Below are 18,433 nucleotides of genomic sequence, written 5' to 3' on the forward strand. Positions count from 1 at the left end.
TAGGGAGTTCAAACAGATGAATTGTACCAGCTATGCCTGCGAAACGCCTTCCTGAGTTCGTGGACACGGGGCTCATCACCCCTGCCCGGATGCGCGTTGTCGATGCCAATGCCATCGCGCTTGGCGTCACCGAGTTCCAGCTGATGGAGAGCGCAGGACGGGGGCTTGCCGAGCAGGTGCTCACGTTTGGCCCGACACGGGTGCTCATTCTTTGCGGGAAAGGCAACAACGGGGGGGACGGGATGGTTGCGGCCCGCCACCTCCGGCGCCACGCGGAGACGGAGGTCTGTTATCTTGAAGCCGGCTCACGGAGCAGCGCCTGCGAGCACCAGCTCCGCGCCCTGAAGCATGCCCATGTGGGCATGCACCCGTTTGCGTCCCGAGACGACCTCGAAGCCCTCCGCCCGCTCTTTGAGAAGGCGGAAGTCATTGTCGATGCGCTGCTCGGGACCGGGGTGAGCGGGAGCCTTAAGGAACCGCTGAAAACCTGCGTTGCTCTGGCGAATGCATCGCCCGCGAAGATTGTTGCTGCCGACATCCCGACGTCGGGGATGCGGGCAGACCGGATCTGCGCCTTCCACCGGCCCAAAGTCGAAGGGTCGACAGTCATCGACATCGGCATTCCTGTCGAGGCCGAGTGCTTCACCGGCCCCGGCGACCTGACCCTTATCCCCCCCCGGATCCGGAAGGCACACAAGGGCCATAGCGGTACGGTGCTGATTGTCGGCGGCGGCCCGTACCAGGGAGCGCCGTGGCTCGCAGGGCTCGGGGCACTCCGGGCCGGGGCGGATATCGTGCGGATCGCATCCCCTGTCTTCGAGCCGGTCCCCGACCTGATCTACGAGCGGCTGGAGGGAAAGGCGATCGGCGCTGAACATACGGAACGGCTCATCGCGCTTGCGGAGAAGGCGGATGTGGTTGTCTGCGGGAACGGCCTCGGCATGGAGAGCCATAAGGTCGTGACTGCCATCGCCCCGCACTGCAGAAAGGCTGTCTTCGACGCCGATGCCCTCCGGCTTCCCCTGCCCGTTGCCGCAGGGGAGACGATCTATACTCCCCATGCCGGCGAGTTTGCGAGAATCACCGATAAGTCCCTGCCGGAGGATACCCGGGGCCGGGCACGGGCACTCAGGAGTTCGGGGCTGCCGGGCACCGTTATCCTCAAGGGGCACATCGACATAATTTCCGACGGGAACCAGGTCCGGTTCAACCGGACGGGTGACCCCGCGATGACGGTCGGGGGCACGGGCGACGTACTGGCCGGGATCGCCGGAGCCCTCCTCTGCCGGCTCCCCGCGTTCGATGCAGCCTGTATCGCCGCATACGTGAGCGGGAAGGCCGGGGAAGCGGTGGTTGCCGAGCGGGGCGGGGGTATCCTCCCCTCGGACCTAGTGGACAAGATCCCGTCAATACTTTTCAGGAAAGGTGCATGATGCCGAAATTCACGCATATCGAGAACGACAGGGCAAAGATGGTGGATATCAGCGGCAAGGGCGAGGTTGTCCGTGAGGCTACTGCAGCGGGAAAGATCTTCCTCCGGCCGGAAACCCTGAAGGCCATACGGGAGGGGACGGTCATGAAGGGCAACGTGCTTGCTACTGCCCGGGTCGCGGCTACCCTCGCGGTCAAGAACACGGCATCCATCATCCCCATGTGCCACCCCATACCCATCAGCTCGATCTCGGTTGATTTCACGGATTGCGAGGGGTATATCGAAGCGGTTGTTGTCGTGAAGATGACGGGCCGGACCGGCGTGGAGATGGAGGCGCTGACGGGGGTATCTGTCGCTCTGCTGACCGTGTGGGACATGGTGAAGTCAGCGGAGAAGGATGCTGCCGGACAGTACCCAGTTACTGCTATTACCGATATCCGTGTGGTGGAGAAGAAGAAGGGGAAGTAGCAGTTATTTGGATTCTTCCAATTGACGAACAAAAGAATCATGATGTAAAGGCACAGGTATATTTTTTATGGGACAAATGGTATAATCAGACTAAAAGGGAGAATATGGCCATGACAAAGAACAGCACTCCTCTTACCGAGAAAGTACTCGTTTCGATGGATACCAAACAGGCCCTGATGTCCATCAGAGAGCCCGGGGAACGTTACGGGGATGTGATCGGACGGGTACTCCAGGAACGGAAGCGTCACGATTTCATTGCACACCTAGACCGGATTGCGAAAGAAGAAGATTTCGTCCCGCTCGACAGCGATCCTGAATACGCAGCCCTGAAAAAAGAGATGCACCGTGAAAGTAAACATCGACAGACGAGCGCTGCAGTACGTTAACGATCTGCCGGAGAAGGATCGCAGGATCGTCAAGCAGCATCTGCTGAAACTGGAAGACCCCTATACAGCCCCGGATGTGGAGCTGCTGCAGAATGGTCACTGCCGGATGCATATCGCTCATAGCTATACTGCGTTTTTCGATGTTATGCCCGGTGGTATCGTCAACATTCTTGAAGTGATGACGATTGAGGAAGCGCATAAGCGGTATAAACGGTTCGGGAAGTAACCCTGACGGGCATGGTTATTCTCTCTCTTTTTCAACGCAATCACGTTTCCCGGCAATCGTAACGCTCCCGGGGAGTCTGCTGTTCCCAAAGGAAAGAGCAGGCTGGAGAAGAACCAAATAGCTCTTCGACGTTTCAGCCCCCCGCCGCCTTTGCATCCCCCTCTGCGATGCTCTACGCGCAAAACGCCTCGTCGGGTTTCGCGCTGGCCATTACCTGTTCTCATGATTTGATTGGCAATTGGGCTGCCGCGGGGGCATTCCGTTGGGGAATCAGTCGTCGCATCAGCGAAGAGCGCCTTACGGCACTCTTCTTGTGTTCCTTCGTAACACAGCGATGACTGGTTCGGGAATGTCGATAGTCATCAGACTTGAGACAGGAGAAGGCCTACGGTCTTCGAACGAACCATCGGGTTCCTCGAAGCGGTGGCAGGCATCGTAACTTTCGAGAATGATATGCATATCAATATAATTTCAAAAACTATTTAGCGATCTGTACCAATTTTCTCTCTCATGCATTCAGATCCAATCCGGTTTTGCTGGGAGAGGATATCCGTGCACTCAGTAATTTCCTTGTTGATTATTCTCGTGGCTATGCTGTTTATTGCGGGATGCACTACGGCGCCCGTTTCAGAAAATCAGACCATGATTACCACCGCAACTACTGTTATTACTCCATCACCCGTTGTTACATCGACGCCGCAGTCCAAGGTATTTTACACAGCAACGATTGCACAACAAAATAGCAGTCACCCGGAACGAATCAGAATGGACTCGGATGTCTACAATAAGGGAGAGATTATTGAATTTTATCTGGTGAATGAAGGACCGGATGCGATTACCTGTATCGGTGAACTTACAGAATGCCGGATATTTTTCTGGAAGAATGAGAGTAACTGGGAAGAACTGCCACGACCTGTCGGAGCTTATTATCCCCCTGCCACCTATCAGCTCTGTAGTGTCTCCAACCGGGGACCATCATACCTGGGGGCCGGCCAGAGAACACCGGTGTTCCACCTTATAACCACGAAGTGGGTGCCGGGGAGATATAAAATCCAGTCGGATTGCCTGAACGCATCCCGAGAATTTATCCTGCGGAATACTACAACAATCTAAATCCATTTTGTGGCAGACATGGCTTTCTCTGAGGAACTAATTCCTGTTTTAGGAATGAGTCCGGTTGAGTGTGCCCCCGCCCCCCTCCTTTATTACCCCCTCCGTCCTATGTATACAGGCATACGGGATCCGTCCCTTGCACAAGGAATGTAGCCCTCTTTGGGCCGAACCTTAGGTGATTACCATGGTAAAGTCAATGTACGCGTTCGTCAGGGACGCATGGAAGAGACCTGACAAGTCAGAGGTATCCGAACTCCTCTGGAACCGCATGCAGGCATGGCGCCGCGAGGGTGCTGTTGTCCGCATCGAGCGCCCGACCCGTATCGACCGGGCCCGCGCCCTCGGCTACAAGGCCAAGCAGGGCATCGCAGTCGCCCGCGTGCAGGTCCGACGCGGTGGCCGCCGGGCATCCCGGTACGTCCGCGCACGCCGCTCCGCACGGATGGGCAAGAACCGGCTCACTGCCGGCAAGAGCATCCAGCGCATTGCTGAAGAACGCGCGTCCCGGAAGTTCCCGAACATGGAAGTCCTCAACTCCTACTGGGTAGGGCAGGACGGGAAGCGGAAATATTACGAGGTCATTCTTGTTGATGGCCACCACCCGGCTATTCTGGCGGACAAGCGCCTTGCATGGGTTGCAGACCCCGTCCACCGCGGCCGTGCCGAGCGCGGCAAGACATTTGCCGGTCGGAAGGGCCGTGGCATGAGGACCCGTGGCAAGGGTACCGAGAAGACCCGCCCGAGCATCCGGTCCCACGCGAACCGGGGCAAGTAACCTTCTTCTTTTTTTAGCACAACGTTATTCTCATGAAGATCACCGATGCGGCAGTCTGCCCGTACCCGGACGGGGATTCATCGGTGCGCAGGCTTGCGCTGGAAGCGGAAGCGCTGGGGTTCGACAGCTTTGTTGCTGCTGATACGCCCTCTGCGACCTTTGGCGGCGTTGAGGTCCGACGCGGCCTGTTCATCCAGAATGCCGGCATGAAGGATGTCATCTCCCAGGTGAAACGGGTGAATGATTCCGGTGCGGTCGTGTCGGTGAGAGCAGGGGATGCCGGGTTTAACCGGGGCGTTGTAGGGTTGCGGGGGGTGCACATCCTCCGCGGCGTCCATGCAGCCGACAAAAACGCCTTCGACCACGTGACCGCAAAGATGGCGGCCGACAACTGCGTTGCCGTGGATATCGATCTCTCGTGTCTCATCTTGGCACGGGGGATTGCGCGCCAGAAGGCTATCCAGCGCTACCGCGACGTAATGGTGCTCGAACAGCGTTTTGAGTTCCCTCTCACGCTCTCGACCTATGCCCGCTCGGTGCTGGACCTGCGAGCGGTCAGGGAGGTAAGCGGCCTCTGCACGCTTTTTGGCATGGACCTTCCGGATGTCGAGAAAGCGCTTGCCGGGGTCGGTGCGGTCACTGCCCCGCCGGAACCTGCCGTGAAGGTGGTCTAGATGGCAGTCCGCCCTCCCACGCTCCGCGACAAACGGCGGTATCTCCTAGTCCGTGTTGATCCTTCGGGAACTCCCGTTGACCAGAAGGAGCTCTATTACGCGGTATCGGATGCGGTCTCCTCGCTCTGGGGCGACGCTGTTGCCGGGGTAATCGTCCAGGCCGTCGTCTGTGCCGAAGGCGATTACGTGGTCATCCGGTGCCGGCGGGGGACCGAACGTGAACTTGCAATTGCCCTCTCCACGGTCACCCGGCTCCGCGACATGAAGATTGCCCTGCGGATCATTTCTGCATCGGGCACCATCGAGAGCCTGCGGGACCGGATGAAACCGCTTTCCCCTTCCTCTTCAACGGATTCACCGACGGAATACCGGTTTGGCGGCAGGGAATACGTTGCCGTTCACTGTGACGGTCAGAAGGTTGATGTGATTGAAAAGGGATTTAAAAATACAAGCCGATTGTTTCTGACAACAGAAGATACGGAGACTGAATAATGCAACCACAATACCAGATGGGATATGACCGGGCCATCACCGTCTTTTCACCTGACGGCCGGCTCTACCAGGTGGAGTATGCCCGCGAGGCCGTGAAGCGCGGGACTACTGCCGTAGGGATCAAGGCAAAGGACGGGGTCGTCCTGATTGTCGACAAGCGCGTCAGCTCCAAGCTGCTCGAGGCCTCGTCCATCGAGAAGATCTTCAAGATCGACGAGCACATCGGGGTCGCATCGAGTGGTCTTGTCGGGGATGCGCGTGCGCTCGTTGACCGGGCACGCGTGGAGTGCCAGATCAACCGCGTCTCGTACGACGAACCGATTGAGGTTGAGGCCCTGTCCAAGAAGCTCTGCGACCATATGCAGAACCTTACCCAGTACGGCGGCATCCGCCCCTACGGCACAGCGCTCCTCATTGCCGGCGTCAGCGACGGCGACTGCCGGCTCTTCGAGACCGACCCGTCCGGCACGCTCCTTGAGTACAAGGCAACGGGCATCGGCATCGGCCGCCCGGCCGCGATGAAGGTCTTCGAGGAAGAGTACAACCCCGAGGCCGAGATCAAGGATGCGATCCTCCTTGGCCTCAAGGCGCTCCACTCGGCTACCGAGGGCAAGTTCGATGTCGACACGGTCGAGATCGGAGTCATCGGCAAGGAGAACCCGGCGTTCCGAAAGATGAGCCGGGAAGAAGTGGCCTCGTTTGTGGAACAGTTCAAGCCGTGATCGTATGATTCCGCTCGACCACGCCGTGGTGGCGCGCCTCGAAAGCCATGGGGAGCGCTTCGAGATCCTCGTGGACCCTCACAAGGCCGCGCTGGTAAGGCAGGGGCAGCCCGTGGAGATCGAGGATGTCGTAGCCGCGCTCAATGTCTTTGGCAATTCCTCAAAGGCCACCCGCGCTTCGGATGAATCGCTCATGAAGGTCTTCCAGACCACGGACTTCGATACGGTTGCGCGGAAGATCATCATCAAGGGCGAGATCCACCTGACTGCCGACCAGCGCAAGCAGATGGTCGAGGAGAAACGCCGGCAGGTCATCACCTTCATTGCACGGAACGCAGTGAACCCCCAGGACGGTCACCCCCATCCTCCTGCGCGGATTGAGCGTGCAATGGAAGAGGCCCGGGTCAACATCGACCCGTTTAAGCATGTTGACGAACAGGTGAAGGAGACGGTGAAAGCTCTCCGTCCGCTCCTTCCCATACGGTTTGAGGAACTCCGTCTTGCGATCAAGATCCCGCCGGATTATGCAGCGCGTTCGTACGGCGACATTGCTGCGGCAGCTACTATGGAGAAGGACGAGTGGTTAAAGGACGGCTCGTGGGTCTGCGTAGTGCGCATCCCGGCAGGGATCCAGAGCGAGTTCTACGACCTTATCAACAAGCTCTCCAAGGGCGAGGGACAGGTCAAGATCCTCAATCAAGTATATTAGCACAGACGTCAAATAAAAAAAGACAGATTGGTGGGTATCCATTATGGCAAGTTCAACAACTCACAAGGCAAAGGGAAAAGTGACCGGCAGCGCCGGGCGGTTCGGTTGCCGGTATGGCAGATTCGTACGGAAGCGGGTAACCGATATCGAGAAGATCTCGCGCGCGCTCCACACCTGCCCCAAGTGTGACATGCAGTCTGTCAGCCGTGTCGGGACGGGCATCTGGGAATGCCGCAAGTGCGGGTACAAGTTCGCGGGTGGCACATACCAGCCTGTGACCCCGACCATGAAGGTTGCCCAGCGTGCGATCGACCGCACGGTTGAAGAGATCAGGAAATAACGGTAATACTGTTATGGCAAGTACCTACAAGTGTGCACGGTGCAAACAGAAAGTCGAGATCGACGTGAATGTCCGGTGCCCCTACTGCGGCCACCGGATCCTGTTCAAGGAACGGGGCGCGGCGATCAAAGAACTGAAAGCCCGGTAAGCACCGTCCCGTAAGCCCGGGACATATCCATACCTTTTTTTCTGAATATCCCGGAGAGGGTATCCCATGCCGCACCATGAAGCAGTCTTCCGGTTCACCACAGAACATGCTGCAAGTATCTACCGTTCGTTGCTGCCGGAACTGGAAGACGAGGTGAACCCCCGTTCGTCGGTCTCCTGCCGGCTTGAAGGCAGCGACACCCTCGTCCTTACGGTGACCGCGCAGGACACATCCTCGCTCCGCGCAGCGCTGAACATGTACCTGCGGCTTGTCACGGTGGCCGATGAGGTTACCGGCATTGTAAAAAATCAGGAGCCGCGTGACAGCAACGCCCCTGTGTCAAAGGAATAATGCTTTTTATCACCGGCGCCGATATACTCTGCAGGATTTTTCTATGAACAATATCTCACCCAAGGTCCAGAACCAGCTGGCCATGCTCCAGCAGGTCCAGCAGCAGCTGCAGACGATTCTCCAGCAGAAGGCACAGTTCGAGATGGCTGTCCGCGAGGCAAAGCGTGCGCAGGAAGAGATCGCGGACTCGCCCGAGGACGCTGTCATGTACATGAGCGTTGGCACGGTCATGATGCAGAAGAAGAAGGATGTCGTGAACACGAAGCTTGCCGAGAAGGTCGAGACCCTCGAGCTCCGCATCAGGTCCTTAGAGAAGCAGGAGAAGATGCTCCAGGGCAAGTTCGAGCAGCTCCAGGCCCAGATCAAGGCAGCCATCGAGGGGAAGGGCGCCCCGACGGCTGCGTAAATCTTTTTTTTCTCACTTCCCGAGACTCTCCTCTAATTATCAGCATTACAGACAAGAGTCGAATTGCATGACCTCTCCGGTCATGGCATCGATATAGACTGCGCCTCCGCGGTGATCTTCAAACCCGAAACGGAGATCCATATACCGAAACACCACCTGTACTATCCAGACTACACGGTTATTGTCGCCCGGCATTACGGTCAGTAGTGCCGACGTTTCAGTACTGCTGATGTTGCTGACTTTTGTAGTCTCGATCACGTACCTGGTGGCTGTATCAATCGCCTGGCCTTTCGAAATACGGGCCGGTTCCAACCTTGGTGCGGTCTTGTCCCGGGCATGATAAGACCTGACACTCCCGTCCGTGTTGAGAGAAACATGGACCAGGTTGCCGGTATTAATATTCTGGTCTTGTTCATTCCAGGTATAGGAATACTCGGTTGCTGCATCACCATGGTCCAGCGCCTGCGATTCTGTCAGCACCATATTCCGGGAATTGAAGTTACTATAGTGGAGTTGTGCAAATATTCTCGCAGATTTTTTTGCCTGTTCCAGGCTGAGGGGGCCTTGAATTTTCTTCGGGACCTGAACAAACTGGGCCCCGGTTACCATTCCAGTATCCGGATCAACGATAAAACGATCGTCATTCACCCGGTATGAATCATACGGTTCGCCCGCAACATTCACCATTCTCTCTTCAAAGACCACGACTGCTTCCGAATCCCCGATGAACAGGCGGATCGATTCCATCGGGTCAACTGGTTTGGCTTCTGCAACCGGTCCGGGGCCTGTCACATATAAAAGACCTCCTGTGATCGCAACGACCGCTGCAATTCCCAGTATAAGATAGATGAGTTTTTTCATCCGGCACCAGCATGGTAAAATTCAGTTTTATAAAATAGAACTTAACCGTATTTTACTATTGCGATAAATATCAGGGAAAGATGAGGAAATGGCAGAAAAATGTCTGTAAAATTGCTCCGTAGAAATCCTTTTCACAACACATTCAGTGGAATTACGCGTGTGACTCCCTCTCTCGCTCGAAGAACACTAAAGGCGTTTTTCTCGACCTCCCTTCGGTCGGTCCCCAGAGGGGGAATCCGAATGGTCCATCAGGACCATGAGGAAGGAGAAGAACCCAATGGGTTCTTCGAGGGCGAGAAGATGCCGCGCACCTTCTCGTCTCGCGGTCCGATGGCTGCGAAGACAGCCCAAGGGGGCAAGCCCCCTTGACCCCCCGGTTTTCAATTTTTTTAAGGCTTACATACGGCCAAGCTCCACGGGGTGAGGGTCGGAAGATCCCGAGCGCCCGTGGTTCCATCCCTATCTAACACTATCCCTCACAGGTCTTCTACAGAACACGAAAAATAAAAAGAGTGATTCCGGTTACGCCCGGTTGATCAGGTTCACCGCGTTGACCATCGCCTCGACGGACGACAGCACGATATCGTCTCCGCTGCCGCTGGCATCGAAGATCCGGCCGCGCTCATCCTCGACCGCGATGGTGACGTGGCACATCGCGTCCGAGCCGCCCGAGATAGCCTCGATGTTGAACTCCTTGAGCTGGAGTTTTGCAGGAGTGATCCCGAGGATCGCGTTCAGCGCTGCGTCAACCGGGCCGTTCCCTACCGCCGAGAAGACATGCTCCGTACCGTTCACCTTTGCCCGGACGCTGGCTGTCGGGATGGCGTGGTTGCCCGTCATGATGGCAATGTCCTGGAGGTCGAATATCTTGTGGTTGATCTCGATGCCCATCACGCTCTCGGCAATTTCATAGAGATCGGCATCCGTTACCCGTTTACCACGGTTGGCAATGGTCTTGACCTTCTCGATGATTGCTTTGAGTTGTGTGTCGCTGGGATCGATGTGGGCATCCGCGAGCATCTGGCGCACCGCGTGGTGTCCCACGTGTTTCCCGAGCGTAAGCCTCCTGCGGTGGCCGACCATTTCGGGCGTCATGATGCCCGGCTCGAACGTGGCTGCGTTCTGGAGCACGCCATGGGAGTGGATACCGCTCTCGTGGGAGAAGACGTTCTCCCCGACAACCGGCTGGATGGGCGGGATGCCGAGGCCGGAGAAGCGGGAGACGAGGCGTGAGGTCTCAACGAGCCGCTCTTTTGCAATTCCTGTCCTGATCCGGTACATTGACTCCATGATCATGACGGTCTGGGCAAGGTCGGCATTGCCCGCACGCTCGCCAAGGCCGTTCACGGTCACCTGCACCTGCGAGGCGCCGGCCTCGACTGCCGCGATGGTGTTAGCCACCGCGAGGCCGAAGTCGTTATGGCAGTGGACATCGATGGGGCACCGGACCTCTTTGTTGATCCGGGTAATCAGCGTCTTCATCGCTGAAGGCGAGATGACTCCCACCGTGTCGGGCACGTTGATGATCGTAGCACCGGCATCTGCGGCAGTCTGGAATACCTTCATGAGGTAATCCCAGTCCGTCCTCGTTGCGTCCATAGCAGAGAACATGCAGAGCTCGGAATGCTTCCGGATATAGCCGATGATGTCGGCCGTGATCTCCAGGACTTCCATCCTCGATTTCTTGATCGTGTTCTCGCGCTGGATATCCGAAGTCGGAATGAAGACGTGCACCATGTCGACGTTACAGTCAAGGCAGGTGTCCACATCGGCTTTCACGGAACGGGCAAGCCCGCAAATTTTCGATTCCAGGCCGAGGTTCTTGATAGCCGTTACCGTCTCTTTCTCGGCTTTCGATGATGCAGGGAACCCTGCCTCTATCGCATGGATGCCGATTGCGGAGAGCTGGCGGGCAATCTCGAGTTTCTGTTCGAATGTGAATGCAATACCAGGGGTCTGTTCTCCGTCACGTAATGTTGTGTCAAAAACAGTTACTTCTTCACGAGCTGCGCTATCGGTGAAGAAGACGATCCCCCGCAAAATCCTTGCGAGCTGTCATACACAATTATTGGCCCGCGTGTTATATAAACAATCGCTGCACCACGCCGGGTCTGTTTCATTCACTTGGATGGCCGGATCAGTCATACTATAATGATGCCGTTGTCTTGTGGCTGGCAGCATCTTTGGAATGTCCGGGTTATGCGCAGGTTATAATTCCCTGAACCATGTTCCGGGATAATCCGTTGCAGTGTTTTCTGGAAGTATCGGGGTTCTTACGATACGTTTAATAGTAAACTTGCCCTACATTAGTAGCGCAGTGCCCCGCCTTAACTCAGCCTGGTAGAGTGCGCGGCTGTAGTATGGTTTGCCGATTCAGGCAACTGCGCGGCTACCGCGATGTCCCCGGTTCGAATCTGGGAGGCGGGATTACTGTAACAATTGCCCAGGTAGTGTAGTGGCCTATCATGATTGCCTGTCACGCAATCGACTCGGATTCGAATTCCGACCTGGGCGTAATTCTTTTCGCGTTTCTTTCCCGATTCAGGTGTAATCTTCTTTGATTTCTCTTAACAGAAGACGCTTTTCTCTGCTCTGGCAACGGGAGTGGGTCCATCTGACACCCTGCCCTGTCAGGATTGGCGGAGCGTATCAAAAATGGGAAAATGATGGTATTCGTATTTTCCTTCAGGGACCCTGCACGCCATAGATCCCGCTGCCGATCCACCATGTGTCGTCAACAGCTTGTGCGTACAGCAGTTTCGGCACGGAAGATTTCTGCCCTGCGGCCGTGTCCATGAACATCGCGTGCGTGAACCCGGTGCCGCTCCGGATAGCATTGATGTTGAGAACGGTTGTCTTTGAGCCGTACGGATCCATGTAGTCCATCCAGTTTTTCCCTATGCCCTCTTTCCAGTAGGGATCGGCGAGGATCGTTCCATTGAAGTCCTCGGCCCAGACAAAGAGGTCCCCGTTCACGAACTGCCCGCCCGGGTTGTTGATCTCTGCAAGAGTCTTCTCCCTCCCGTTTGCTTTCGCATAGGTTACTGTCCGGTCGACAAGATCGTACAGTTCCGTCCGCGTGTGATTGCGCACGGTGATGCCGGTCAGGTTGCCCTCGCGGAGCTGCTCGTACTCCGGCACGATGATACCGGAGAAGACCCAGTAAGTGTCATCAACGGGCTCGGCATAGTCGATCTTGGGTGCATACCATGTCTTACCGCCCTTTGTCGCGGCCACAACCGTGTACGAGAACCCGCCGCCCGAGAGGGAGAGGTCCCGCATCTCGCGGATGGTGGTGACACCATCCGGGTCATGGTAGTTGATCAGGTTGATCCGGTTGTTTGCGGTATCCGGCGTGAGGGGGTTGGCGAGCACCGTGCCGTTGTAGTCCACGGCAATGAGCGTAAGTTCCCCGTCTGCGAACTGCCCTTTCGGATCATTGAATGCAGCGAGCGCCTTCTCCTTCCCGTTTGCCTTTGCATATGCAACAGCGCTCTTCACGAACGCGGTGAGGTCGCCGGTCGTGTAGTCCCGGTTCTTTTGACCAATGCCGGTCGAGGGATAAACCATCCCGAACCCGGCATAGGTGCCGGCGCCGACATAGTATGTCCCGTCAACATCAGCGACAACAGAGAGTTTTGGCCTGGCAACCATTGTGTCCTGCGGGTTGGGGTAATCATAGCTTACATACCCAATCCCGAACCGGGCGGTTTCACCCAGCTTTTTTACCAGCGGGACGCCATACCTGTCCGTCATGTCCAGGATGTTTGTCCCGACGAGTTCGTGCTCGAACGGTTCTGCAAGTGCGGTGCCGTCATAACTCTCGGCAAAGATGTATACGCCATTCCTGACAAACGAACCGTTCGGATCATTGAATGCGGATATCGCCGTTTCCCTGCCGTTCTCCTGCGCAAAGGCAACGGCTTCCTTCACCTGACCTGTCAGGCCGGCAAGGGTGACTTTTGCCAAGGATTCCCCGGTAGGTCGGGAAGCCGGGGGAACGGGAGTCTGGCTCTGGCTCTTCTGCGCCGGCAGGGCCCCGGTGCAGCCGGCAGCAAGGAGGAGTCCGGTGATCAGGAGAAAAATGAGGATCGGTGCCCACTGGTTCATGGCCGGAATCTCTTGGTCCAAAACCATAAAAAAATACTGAAACAGGGGGAATCCCCTGCGACAGGTGCATCCGGAATACCGCAGGATTCGATCAGAAATCCATGGGATCGTGAAATTTTATTCGGCGGCAGGCGGCTGGATCAGCAGGCGCCCCCGGGAAGTGAGCCTGAGAACGATTTCACTGCTGGATTTACCCCCGTCAAGACACCCCCTGGACAAGAGACCCCTGACGCTGGACCGGATGCAGCTCTCGCTGAAACCGGGATACAGTGCCTGAACAACCTGCCCGATGCGACAACTCTGGTTGTCTGCAACAGCCCGGAGGATAGCGAGATGAGCCGCGGTAGGCTTGAAAACCTCGGGTGGGGCAAATGAGATTGCTTTCATTGTTGTTTCTTTCATGATGGGTCCTGGTGATGGTGAAACACATGCGTTTCAGGGTGGAAAAGAACGAATCACCACTCTACTATATGCTCTCTAACATAATGTAACCATGGCTGCCTTGCCCGGGAGCAGGTTCCCGCGGGAAGGTAATAAAAAAGGGGTGTCCAGGGCCGGATTGCCCGGTCAGCCGAGTTGCCAGGCAGAGGTATGCTGCGCATCAAGGGTGATGACCATGGAAGCTTTCGTGAGATCGATGGATGCGGGAACCTCGTATATGAGGAACCCGTCCGCGGCGTTGCTCTCCCCGGGCAGGATATATCCGGATACACCGCCTTTCCCGATCCGGTAATCGTACTGGGTACCACGGACACCCCCTATACTGACGTCAGGGCCGGGGAGTGAGCGGTACTGGAAATTGTTCCCGTTATAGTTGACCATGAACTGCGCCGGTGAGGGGGCAACAATACTGTCCGATCCGGTGTCAGTCAGTTTCACAAAGACAAAAAGGAAAGCATTTCCTTCAGAAGGTTTCTGTGTGTTATACCCTTTTTGTGTCTCAAGCGCTTCACCCGTCAGTCTCTGCTCGCTGGGGCTGTTGAATGATGGGGATGTCCAGATATAGTCTGCCATAAGGTCTGCCTTGTAAACCCTGGCGGAACCCGTCTTCCCGCCTGTACCGAAGGGAGCGTCTGCTCCCAGGGACAGTGCACCGGGATAGGGTGTTGCTGTGGGGGAGGGCGTTGCAGCGGTTTCTGATACAACCGGAGTGGTTGGAACCGGTGTTGCGGCAGGGGATGATGTACCGGCACATCCGGCACAGAAGACAAGGACTGCGGCAACACCCAGCAGGCAGAGGGAGTACCATGGTTTCATGCACTGCATGTGGATGGGACCGGACATAAAATCTTGTATCCGAAAGCAGGCGATTCAATGCAGGCTTAAAACCAGAACTCCCCGGCGTAATTAATATATCAGCGGGTATCACCTTTCCCCATGATGATCGATGCAATACTTTCGAAGGTGAAGGGGTTCATCGTGAGCCCTGTTGAGAGTTTCCAGGCTGCACGTCCCGATGGGACGGATGCGGTCGTGCCCTACCTCATTACCCTGCTCCTCGTCCATGCCGCCATGACGGCGATTATTTCCCTTGTCGGCATCAGCGTCATGGGAATGCTTTCGCCCATGATGCCACGGTTCGCGATGCCGGTCGTGATCTTCTTTGGCGTGCTGATCGGGGGGGCGATCGTTACAATCCTCTTCTCGCTCTGGCTGCACCTGTGGGTATATCTCCTTGGGGGGAGGAAGGGACTTTTTGAAACGGCGAAGGCCGTCATCTACGGAATGACCCCGGGAATGCTGCTGGGATGGATCCCGTTTGTCGGTTTCCTCTTCTGCCTGTGGTCGGTTGTCCTGCAGATCATCGGCATCCGCGAGCTGCAGGAAATGGGCAGCGGAAAGGCGCTCGTTGCCATGATCATTGGCGTGATGGTGCCGCTCATCGTCCTTGTGCTGCTGGCGATGTACTTCTTCATCAGTACTGTCAGCATGTCTGCCGTGCCGGTTGCGCCCTATAACGCAATCTAACACGTTTTTACTATACACTCAGGAAAAAGGAACTGACTCAAGCCTTGTGGTTAACCCGGTCATTCCACCCGGAATCCTTTTTGCCGGAGAAATGCAGCGATCCAGGGTTCAGCATCTTCATCGGACCGTGGCCGTCCCCGTTCAGCCTCATTCCATGCAGACCTGAGCTCGGGGTCTTCGGAATGAAGGGCGAGCGCCCCGGTTACGTACCCAAGAGACCTGCCCTGTTTATCGGATACCCGCAGTGCCACGCACCGGTAGAACTTGCACTGGGGCGGGCTGTCGCGGTGGATAGTACAGCGCAGGAGATCCCCGTCCGGGCGGAGGAAGCGGCAGGCATGGGGGTGCGCATCGGGAAATGCATGATCCCGGAAGATCTCACGCTTGTCATCGTCAACTTCGGCAATGAACGGCGTGCCGGTCGAGACCGATTCACAGGCAAACGAGAACGGCCCGGTCTGCTCTTCGATCGCGATATAATCGCCCAGAAACATGCAGCAGGTGCCGCACTGCCGGCAGGAGAAGACCATGGTTGTAACCTGACATACAGTCAGGGAGGGGCGGGGTAAAAAAGGGATCGAAGTATACCGGTTCACCGGATTTTTTCAGCAGCAATGGCTGCAAGTGATTTTAAGAGTTCGTAGTCCGTGCTGGTGCCGGTCAGTGCAATCTTTTCGTACACATTCTTTTTTGTGAAGATTACCGTATAGGTGACAATGGGCGTTATGCCGGAAGTGCTGACCTCGCGCCATGCAATGCTCCGGTCGCCAGTCTGCGGGAACGGCACCTGGTAATCCGTGCGGCTGTCCTCTTCGGGAAGCAGTCTCTCTTTTTTCAGGGAATACGCATCCCGGACGGTCTTTTGGGGATACACCGCAATCTCCTGGGTGATCATCGTGATATCATTCAGGTCTGTGTCCATGCGGTAGTACGTGACCTGGTATCCCTGCTGCCAGCCCAGGTCGCGGAAGACCTGGCCTGCTCCGGCATAGGAAGTGACCGTCCGGTCTTTCAGGTGATAGTCTGAAGGGAGGTCTTCCTTCTGGAGTGCCAGGTCTGCAAGAGGCGCTGTCACGACCGGACTCTCGGGTGCTGAGGTGAGGACCGGTGTTATCAGGGTCTCAACCACCGGCGGTGCCGGTACCTCGGCAACGCAACCGGCAGAAACCAGGAAACAGGCGATGCATAATGGAAGGAGCCACAGCCGGGAAGGATAGCCCATAGCGTATACCATGGCTGAAGGGGTTTAAATGATTGGTGGATGCCCCGGGTTCAATGCATCCAGTCAAAAGCGCTATTATCCCGGGCCGCAGAGAATCTTGTTAGGAGATGAGTTGTATGCCTTCAGCCAGTATTGCCATGCTTGACAAAGATCACCATATCCATATGATCCCTGCGGAGCGGGTGATTATGATGAGTATCGAGCACTCTTCGGTGAGAAAAGTTGACAACGAGCGGTTCGAGATCGAGTGCCATCTCAAGCTCTCCGTTGAATCGTTCCCTCACCCACTCGAGGACGTTATCCGGTTTACGTTTGCATCAACCGTTGTTCCTGACCAAAAGATGATGACCGAGATAACGTTTGTCCAGAACCACATCATAAAGTCCATCTTTGACAAGAACCTTGCCGGAGATATGATGGTCTGCGCCCCGGACGACCCCCGTTCCAGCGAGATGGGTATTACCATTTCATCGGAGATCAAGGCCCAGATGGCGGTCTCAAAGCAGTTCAGGGAGGTTCTTGCACGGAACGGCGCCCTGCCGGAATCCGTTGTCTTCGTGCGGTAACAGGGTTTGCCGTCTGCAGCGGAGGCGACACCCACGCGCATCCCGATAAATATCTTTTTCCCGTGTCAGGTTGAACAACTAGCAACCAGAGAATACTTCAGGCGTGATTGTATGGGCGATCCAGATCTTTACCGTGGTGAGCAGGTCCTTTTGAGGACGCCGGGGGTCTCAGTCAAGTCGATCCCGTTTGAGGGCATCCTCACCAATATGCGTATCATTCTCGTGGACCGTGCGAAGAACATCCTCCCGACAAAGGAGGTCGCGTACGAGATGATTATGGAGGCCGAGATCGGGGAGAATGCGATCGGTGAGGAGATCCTGACCCTTACCGTCCAGACCGCGACCGGCGAGAACCGCCAGATGATCCTGACCTTCCCGCAGCGGGAAGGTGGCAACCGGTCACGCGTGCGTGATGAATGGGTCCGGATAATCCAGCAGGAAGTCTCCGCTGCCCGTGGCGCTGCAGTACGTCAGGCGGTCAACGCCCCGCAGAATGTTCCGGTGAGGCGGAGTACCCAGACAAGGGCGTACGAGAGCCCGGCACCGGCAGGGGGAATGTCTGTGGGTTCGGCCTCTGATGACGTTGTGTATTGCACAAAATGCGGGAACCCGGTCCTTTCAGATTCCGCGTTCTGCAACAAGTGCGGCACCCCCATTGTCGCATCTGCCCCGCCTGCCCGGCAGGCTGCTCCTGTCCGGCAGCAAACATCTCCCCCGGCCCGGGCGTACGACTCTGAAAACGCCGCTCCAGGTGTTCCCCTGGATTCCCCGCGGATGACCTCACCCCAGGCTGCCCGCCCCGGCATACCCCAGCAGAAGCCGGCAAAGAAGGGATTGTTGTCCGGGCTTTTCGGAGGCGCGAAGAAGAAGCCGTCAACGCCCCGGCCTGCAGCACCGGCACGGAGTCCCCGGCGGAGCATGATGCCGGGAAAGAACGTCCTTATGGCGGGTGTCATCGTTATTGTTCTCGTTGTCCTGCTTGCTGCAGCTGCATTTGTCGTGTACCCGATGATATCGTCCGGCGCTTCTGCTGAAGGAGAACCTTCGTCTTCCGGCGAACCTTCGGCAACAGAGACGCCGTCAGGCAGCAGCGGAAGCACAACACCATCAGGGCCGCTGTCCAACACGGGTGTTGCATCCATTACAGTTAAGGAAACTACAGCCCCCACGGTCCCCGTTTCCGGAGTCTGGGTAATGATCAGTTACATTGGCAGCTACAAAGGGACCTACGGGATGTCGTCCGATCTCCAGAAAGTGGAAAGTTCCGGTTCCCGGCTCTTCGAGGTCGTGAATGCAACGGGTACGGTCCAGGCCGATTTCGAGAAGAAGGACAGTTCGACAAAACACGAGCTCTCGGTTGCGATCTATAAGGACGGAACCCTGTTGAAAAGTGATGCAACGAACGAATCGTACGGCAAAGTGAGCGTCTCTGCCGATACCGGAAGTTAGGTGCGGTTCTTCCGG

General features: G+C 56.6%; 24 protein-coding genes and 2 tRNA genes. 19 read left to right on the forward strand and 7 right to left on the reverse strand.

Features of this window, described 5'->3' with window-relative positions; translation table 11 throughout:
- Positions 1-32 precede the first annotated feature (32 nt).
- The 14 genes from METFOR_RS05740 (at position 33) to METFOR_RS05805 (ending at position 8,242) form a co-directional block, all read left to right on the forward strand.
- Complete coding sequence (locus METFOR_RS05740; protein ID WP_015285162.1) at positions 33-1,433, forward strand: bifunctional ADP-dependent NAD(P)H-hydrate dehydratase/NAD(P)H-hydrate epimerase; 1,401 nt, start codon at positions 33-35, stop codon at positions 1,431-1,433.
- Positions 1,433-1,900, forward strand: a complete 468-nt coding sequence (moaC, locus tag METFOR_RS05745; protein WP_048111196.1) for a cyclic pyranopterin monophosphate synthase MoaC — start codon at positions 1,433-1,435, stop codon at positions 1,898-1,900. Before METFOR_RS05740 ends, moaC begins: the two co-directional genes overlap by 1 nt.
- A 110-nt stretch (positions 1,901-2,010) precedes the next feature.
- Complete coding sequence (locus METFOR_RS05750; protein WP_015285164.1) at positions 2,011-2,286, forward strand: hypothetical protein; 276 nt, start codon at positions 2,011-2,013, stop codon at positions 2,284-2,286.
- A complete protein-coding gene (locus METFOR_RS05755; RefSeq protein ID WP_015285165.1) occupies positions 2,246-2,512 on the forward strand; it encodes a hypothetical protein in 267 nt (88 codons plus the stop codon). Before METFOR_RS05750 ends, METFOR_RS05755 begins: the two co-directional genes overlap by 41 nt.
- A 552-nt stretch (positions 2,513-3,064) precedes the next feature.
- Entirely contained in the window at positions 3,065-3,625 is a 561-nt protein-coding gene (locus METFOR_RS05760; RefSeq protein WP_158491355.1) for a hypothetical protein, read from the forward strand.
- Positions 3,626-3,809: 184 nt separating this feature from the next.
- The gene (locus tag METFOR_RS05765) at positions 3,810-4,400 is read left to right on the forward strand and encodes a 50S ribosomal protein L15e (protein WP_015285167.1); all 591 of its coding nucleotides are present in this window, start codon (positions 3,810-3,812) and stop codon (positions 4,398-4,400) included.
- Between the two features lie 32 nt (positions 4,401-4,432).
- Positions 4,433-5,074, forward strand: coding sequence for an RNase P subunit p30 family protein (locus tag METFOR_RS05770; protein ID WP_015285168.1), 642 nt, complete (start codon positions 4,433-4,435; stop codon positions 5,072-5,074).
- On the forward strand, positions 5,075-5,566 hold the full coding sequence (locus tag METFOR_RS05775) for an Rpp14/Pop5 family protein (RefSeq protein WP_015285169.1): 492 nt from the start codon (positions 5,075-5,077) through the stop codon (positions 5,564-5,566).
- Positions 5,566-6,288, forward strand: a complete 723-nt coding sequence (gene psmA / locus METFOR_RS05780) for an archaeal proteasome endopeptidase complex subunit alpha (protein WP_015285170.1) — start codon at positions 5,566-5,568, stop codon at positions 6,286-6,288. Before METFOR_RS05775 ends, psmA begins: the two co-directional genes overlap by 1 nt.
- A 4-nt stretch (positions 6,289-6,292) precedes the next feature.
- Positions 6,293-6,997, forward strand: a complete 705-nt coding sequence (locus METFOR_RS05785) for a ribosome assembly factor SBDS (RefSeq protein WP_015285171.1) — start codon at positions 6,293-6,295, stop codon at positions 6,995-6,997.
- Between the two features lie 43 nt (positions 6,998-7,040).
- Positions 7,041-7,337 carry a 50S ribosomal protein L37ae gene (locus METFOR_RS05790; protein ID WP_015285172.1) on the forward strand — a complete coding sequence of 99 codons (297 nt, stop codon included), beginning with the start codon at positions 7,041-7,043 and terminating at the stop codon, positions 7,335-7,337.
- A 13-nt stretch (positions 7,338-7,350) separates the two neighbouring features.
- Positions 7,351-7,485, forward strand: coding sequence for a DNA-directed RNA polymerase subunit P (locus METFOR_RS05795; protein WP_012107386.1), 135 nt, complete (start codon positions 7,351-7,353; stop codon positions 7,483-7,485).
- 66 nt (positions 7,486-7,551) lie between these two features.
- Entirely contained in the window at positions 7,552-7,836 is a 285-nt protein-coding gene (locus METFOR_RS05800; protein WP_015285173.1) for a KEOPS complex subunit Pcc1, read from the forward strand.
- 43 nt (positions 7,837-7,879) lie between these two features.
- Complete coding sequence (locus tag METFOR_RS05805) at positions 7,880-8,242, forward strand: prefoldin subunit beta (protein ID WP_015285174.1); 363 nt, start codon at positions 7,880-7,882, stop codon at positions 8,240-8,242.
- 45 nt (positions 8,243-8,287) lie between these two features.
- On the opposite strand, the gene METFOR_RS05810 is transcribed toward METFOR_RS05805, so the two are convergent.
- Together METFOR_RS05810 and METFOR_RS05815 are read right to left on the reverse strand one after the other, a co-directional pair.
- Positions 8,288-9,103, reverse strand: a complete 816-nt coding sequence (locus tag METFOR_RS05810) for a PepSY domain-containing protein (protein ID WP_015285175.1) — start codon at positions 9,101-9,103, stop codon at positions 8,288-8,290.
- A gap of 522 nt (positions 9,104-9,625) precedes the next feature.
- Positions 9,626-11,143 carry a 2-isopropylmalate synthase gene (locus tag METFOR_RS05815; RefSeq protein WP_015285176.1) on the reverse strand — a complete coding sequence of 506 codons (1,518 nt, stop codon included), beginning with the start codon at positions 11,141-11,143 and terminating at the stop codon, positions 9,626-9,628.
- Positions 11,144-11,424: 281 nt separating this feature from the next.
- On the opposite strand from METFOR_RS05815, the gene METFOR_RS05820 reads away from it, so the two are divergent.
- Positions 11,425-11,530, forward strand: a tRNA-Tyr gene (locus METFOR_RS05820).
- A 14-nt stretch (positions 11,531-11,544) separates the two neighbouring features.
- A tRNA-Asp gene (locus METFOR_RS05825) sits at positions 11,545-11,617 on the forward strand.
- Between the two features lie 171 nt (positions 11,618-11,788).
- Here the strand turns inward: METFOR_RS05825 and METFOR_RS05830 are convergent.
- The 3 genes from METFOR_RS05830 to METFOR_RS05840 form a co-directional block, all read right to left on the reverse strand.
- Positions 11,789-13,213: a cache domain-containing protein gene (locus METFOR_RS05830; RefSeq protein WP_015285177.1), complete on the reverse strand. Its 1,425-nt coding sequence runs from the start codon at positions 13,211-13,213 to the stop codon at positions 11,789-11,791.
- Positions 13,214-13,330: 117 nt separating this feature from the next.
- Positions 13,331-13,615: a hypothetical protein gene (locus METFOR_RS14800; protein ID WP_015285178.1), complete on the reverse strand. Its 285-nt coding sequence runs from the start codon at positions 13,613-13,615 to the stop codon at positions 13,331-13,333.
- A 165-nt stretch (positions 13,616-13,780) separates the two neighbouring features.
- The gene (locus tag METFOR_RS05840; protein ID WP_148277605.1) at positions 13,781-14,470 is read right to left on the reverse strand and encodes a hypothetical protein; all 690 of its coding nucleotides are present in this window, start codon (positions 14,468-14,470) and stop codon (positions 13,781-13,783) included.
- Positions 14,471-14,590: 120 nt separating this feature from the next.
- On the opposite strand from METFOR_RS05840, the gene METFOR_RS05845 reads away from it, so the two are divergent.
- The gene (locus METFOR_RS05845; protein WP_015285180.1) at positions 14,591-15,181 is read left to right on the forward strand and encodes a Yip1 family protein; all 591 of its coding nucleotides are present in this window, start codon (positions 14,591-14,593) and stop codon (positions 15,179-15,181) included.
- A gap of 59 nt (positions 15,182-15,240) precedes the next feature.
- Here METFOR_RS05845 and METFOR_RS05850 read toward each other — a convergent pair whose 3' ends face one another.
- Together METFOR_RS05850 and METFOR_RS05855 are read right to left on the reverse strand one after the other, a co-directional pair.
- Positions 15,241-15,711, reverse strand: a complete 471-nt coding sequence (locus tag METFOR_RS05850) for a YkgJ family cysteine cluster protein (protein WP_015285181.1) — start codon at positions 15,709-15,711, stop codon at positions 15,241-15,243.
- A gap of 62 nt (positions 15,712-15,773) precedes the next feature.
- Positions 15,774-16,403 carry a hypothetical protein gene (locus tag METFOR_RS05855; protein WP_015285182.1) on the reverse strand — a complete coding sequence of 210 codons (630 nt, stop codon included), beginning with the start codon at positions 16,401-16,403 and terminating at the stop codon, positions 15,774-15,776.
- A gap of 107 nt (positions 16,404-16,510) precedes the next feature.
- On the opposite strand from METFOR_RS05855, the gene METFOR_RS05860 reads away from it, so the two are divergent.
- Both METFOR_RS05860 and METFOR_RS05865 read left to right on the forward strand, forming a co-directional pair.
- Positions 16,511-16,969: a hypothetical protein gene (locus METFOR_RS05860; RefSeq protein ID WP_148277606.1), complete on the forward strand. Its 459-nt coding sequence runs from the start codon at positions 16,511-16,513 to the stop codon at positions 16,967-16,969.
- Between the two features lie 111 nt (positions 16,970-17,080).
- Entirely contained in the window at positions 17,081-18,418 is a 1,338-nt protein-coding gene (locus METFOR_RS05865; protein ID WP_015285184.1) for a zinc ribbon domain-containing protein, read from the forward strand.
- Positions 18,419-18,433 lie beyond the last annotated feature (15 nt).

Source organism: Methanoregula formicica SMSP (assembly GCF_000327485.1).
Classification (GTDB): domain Archaea; phylum Halobacteriota; class Methanomicrobia; order Methanomicrobiales; family Methanospirillaceae; genus Methanoregula; species Methanoregula formicica.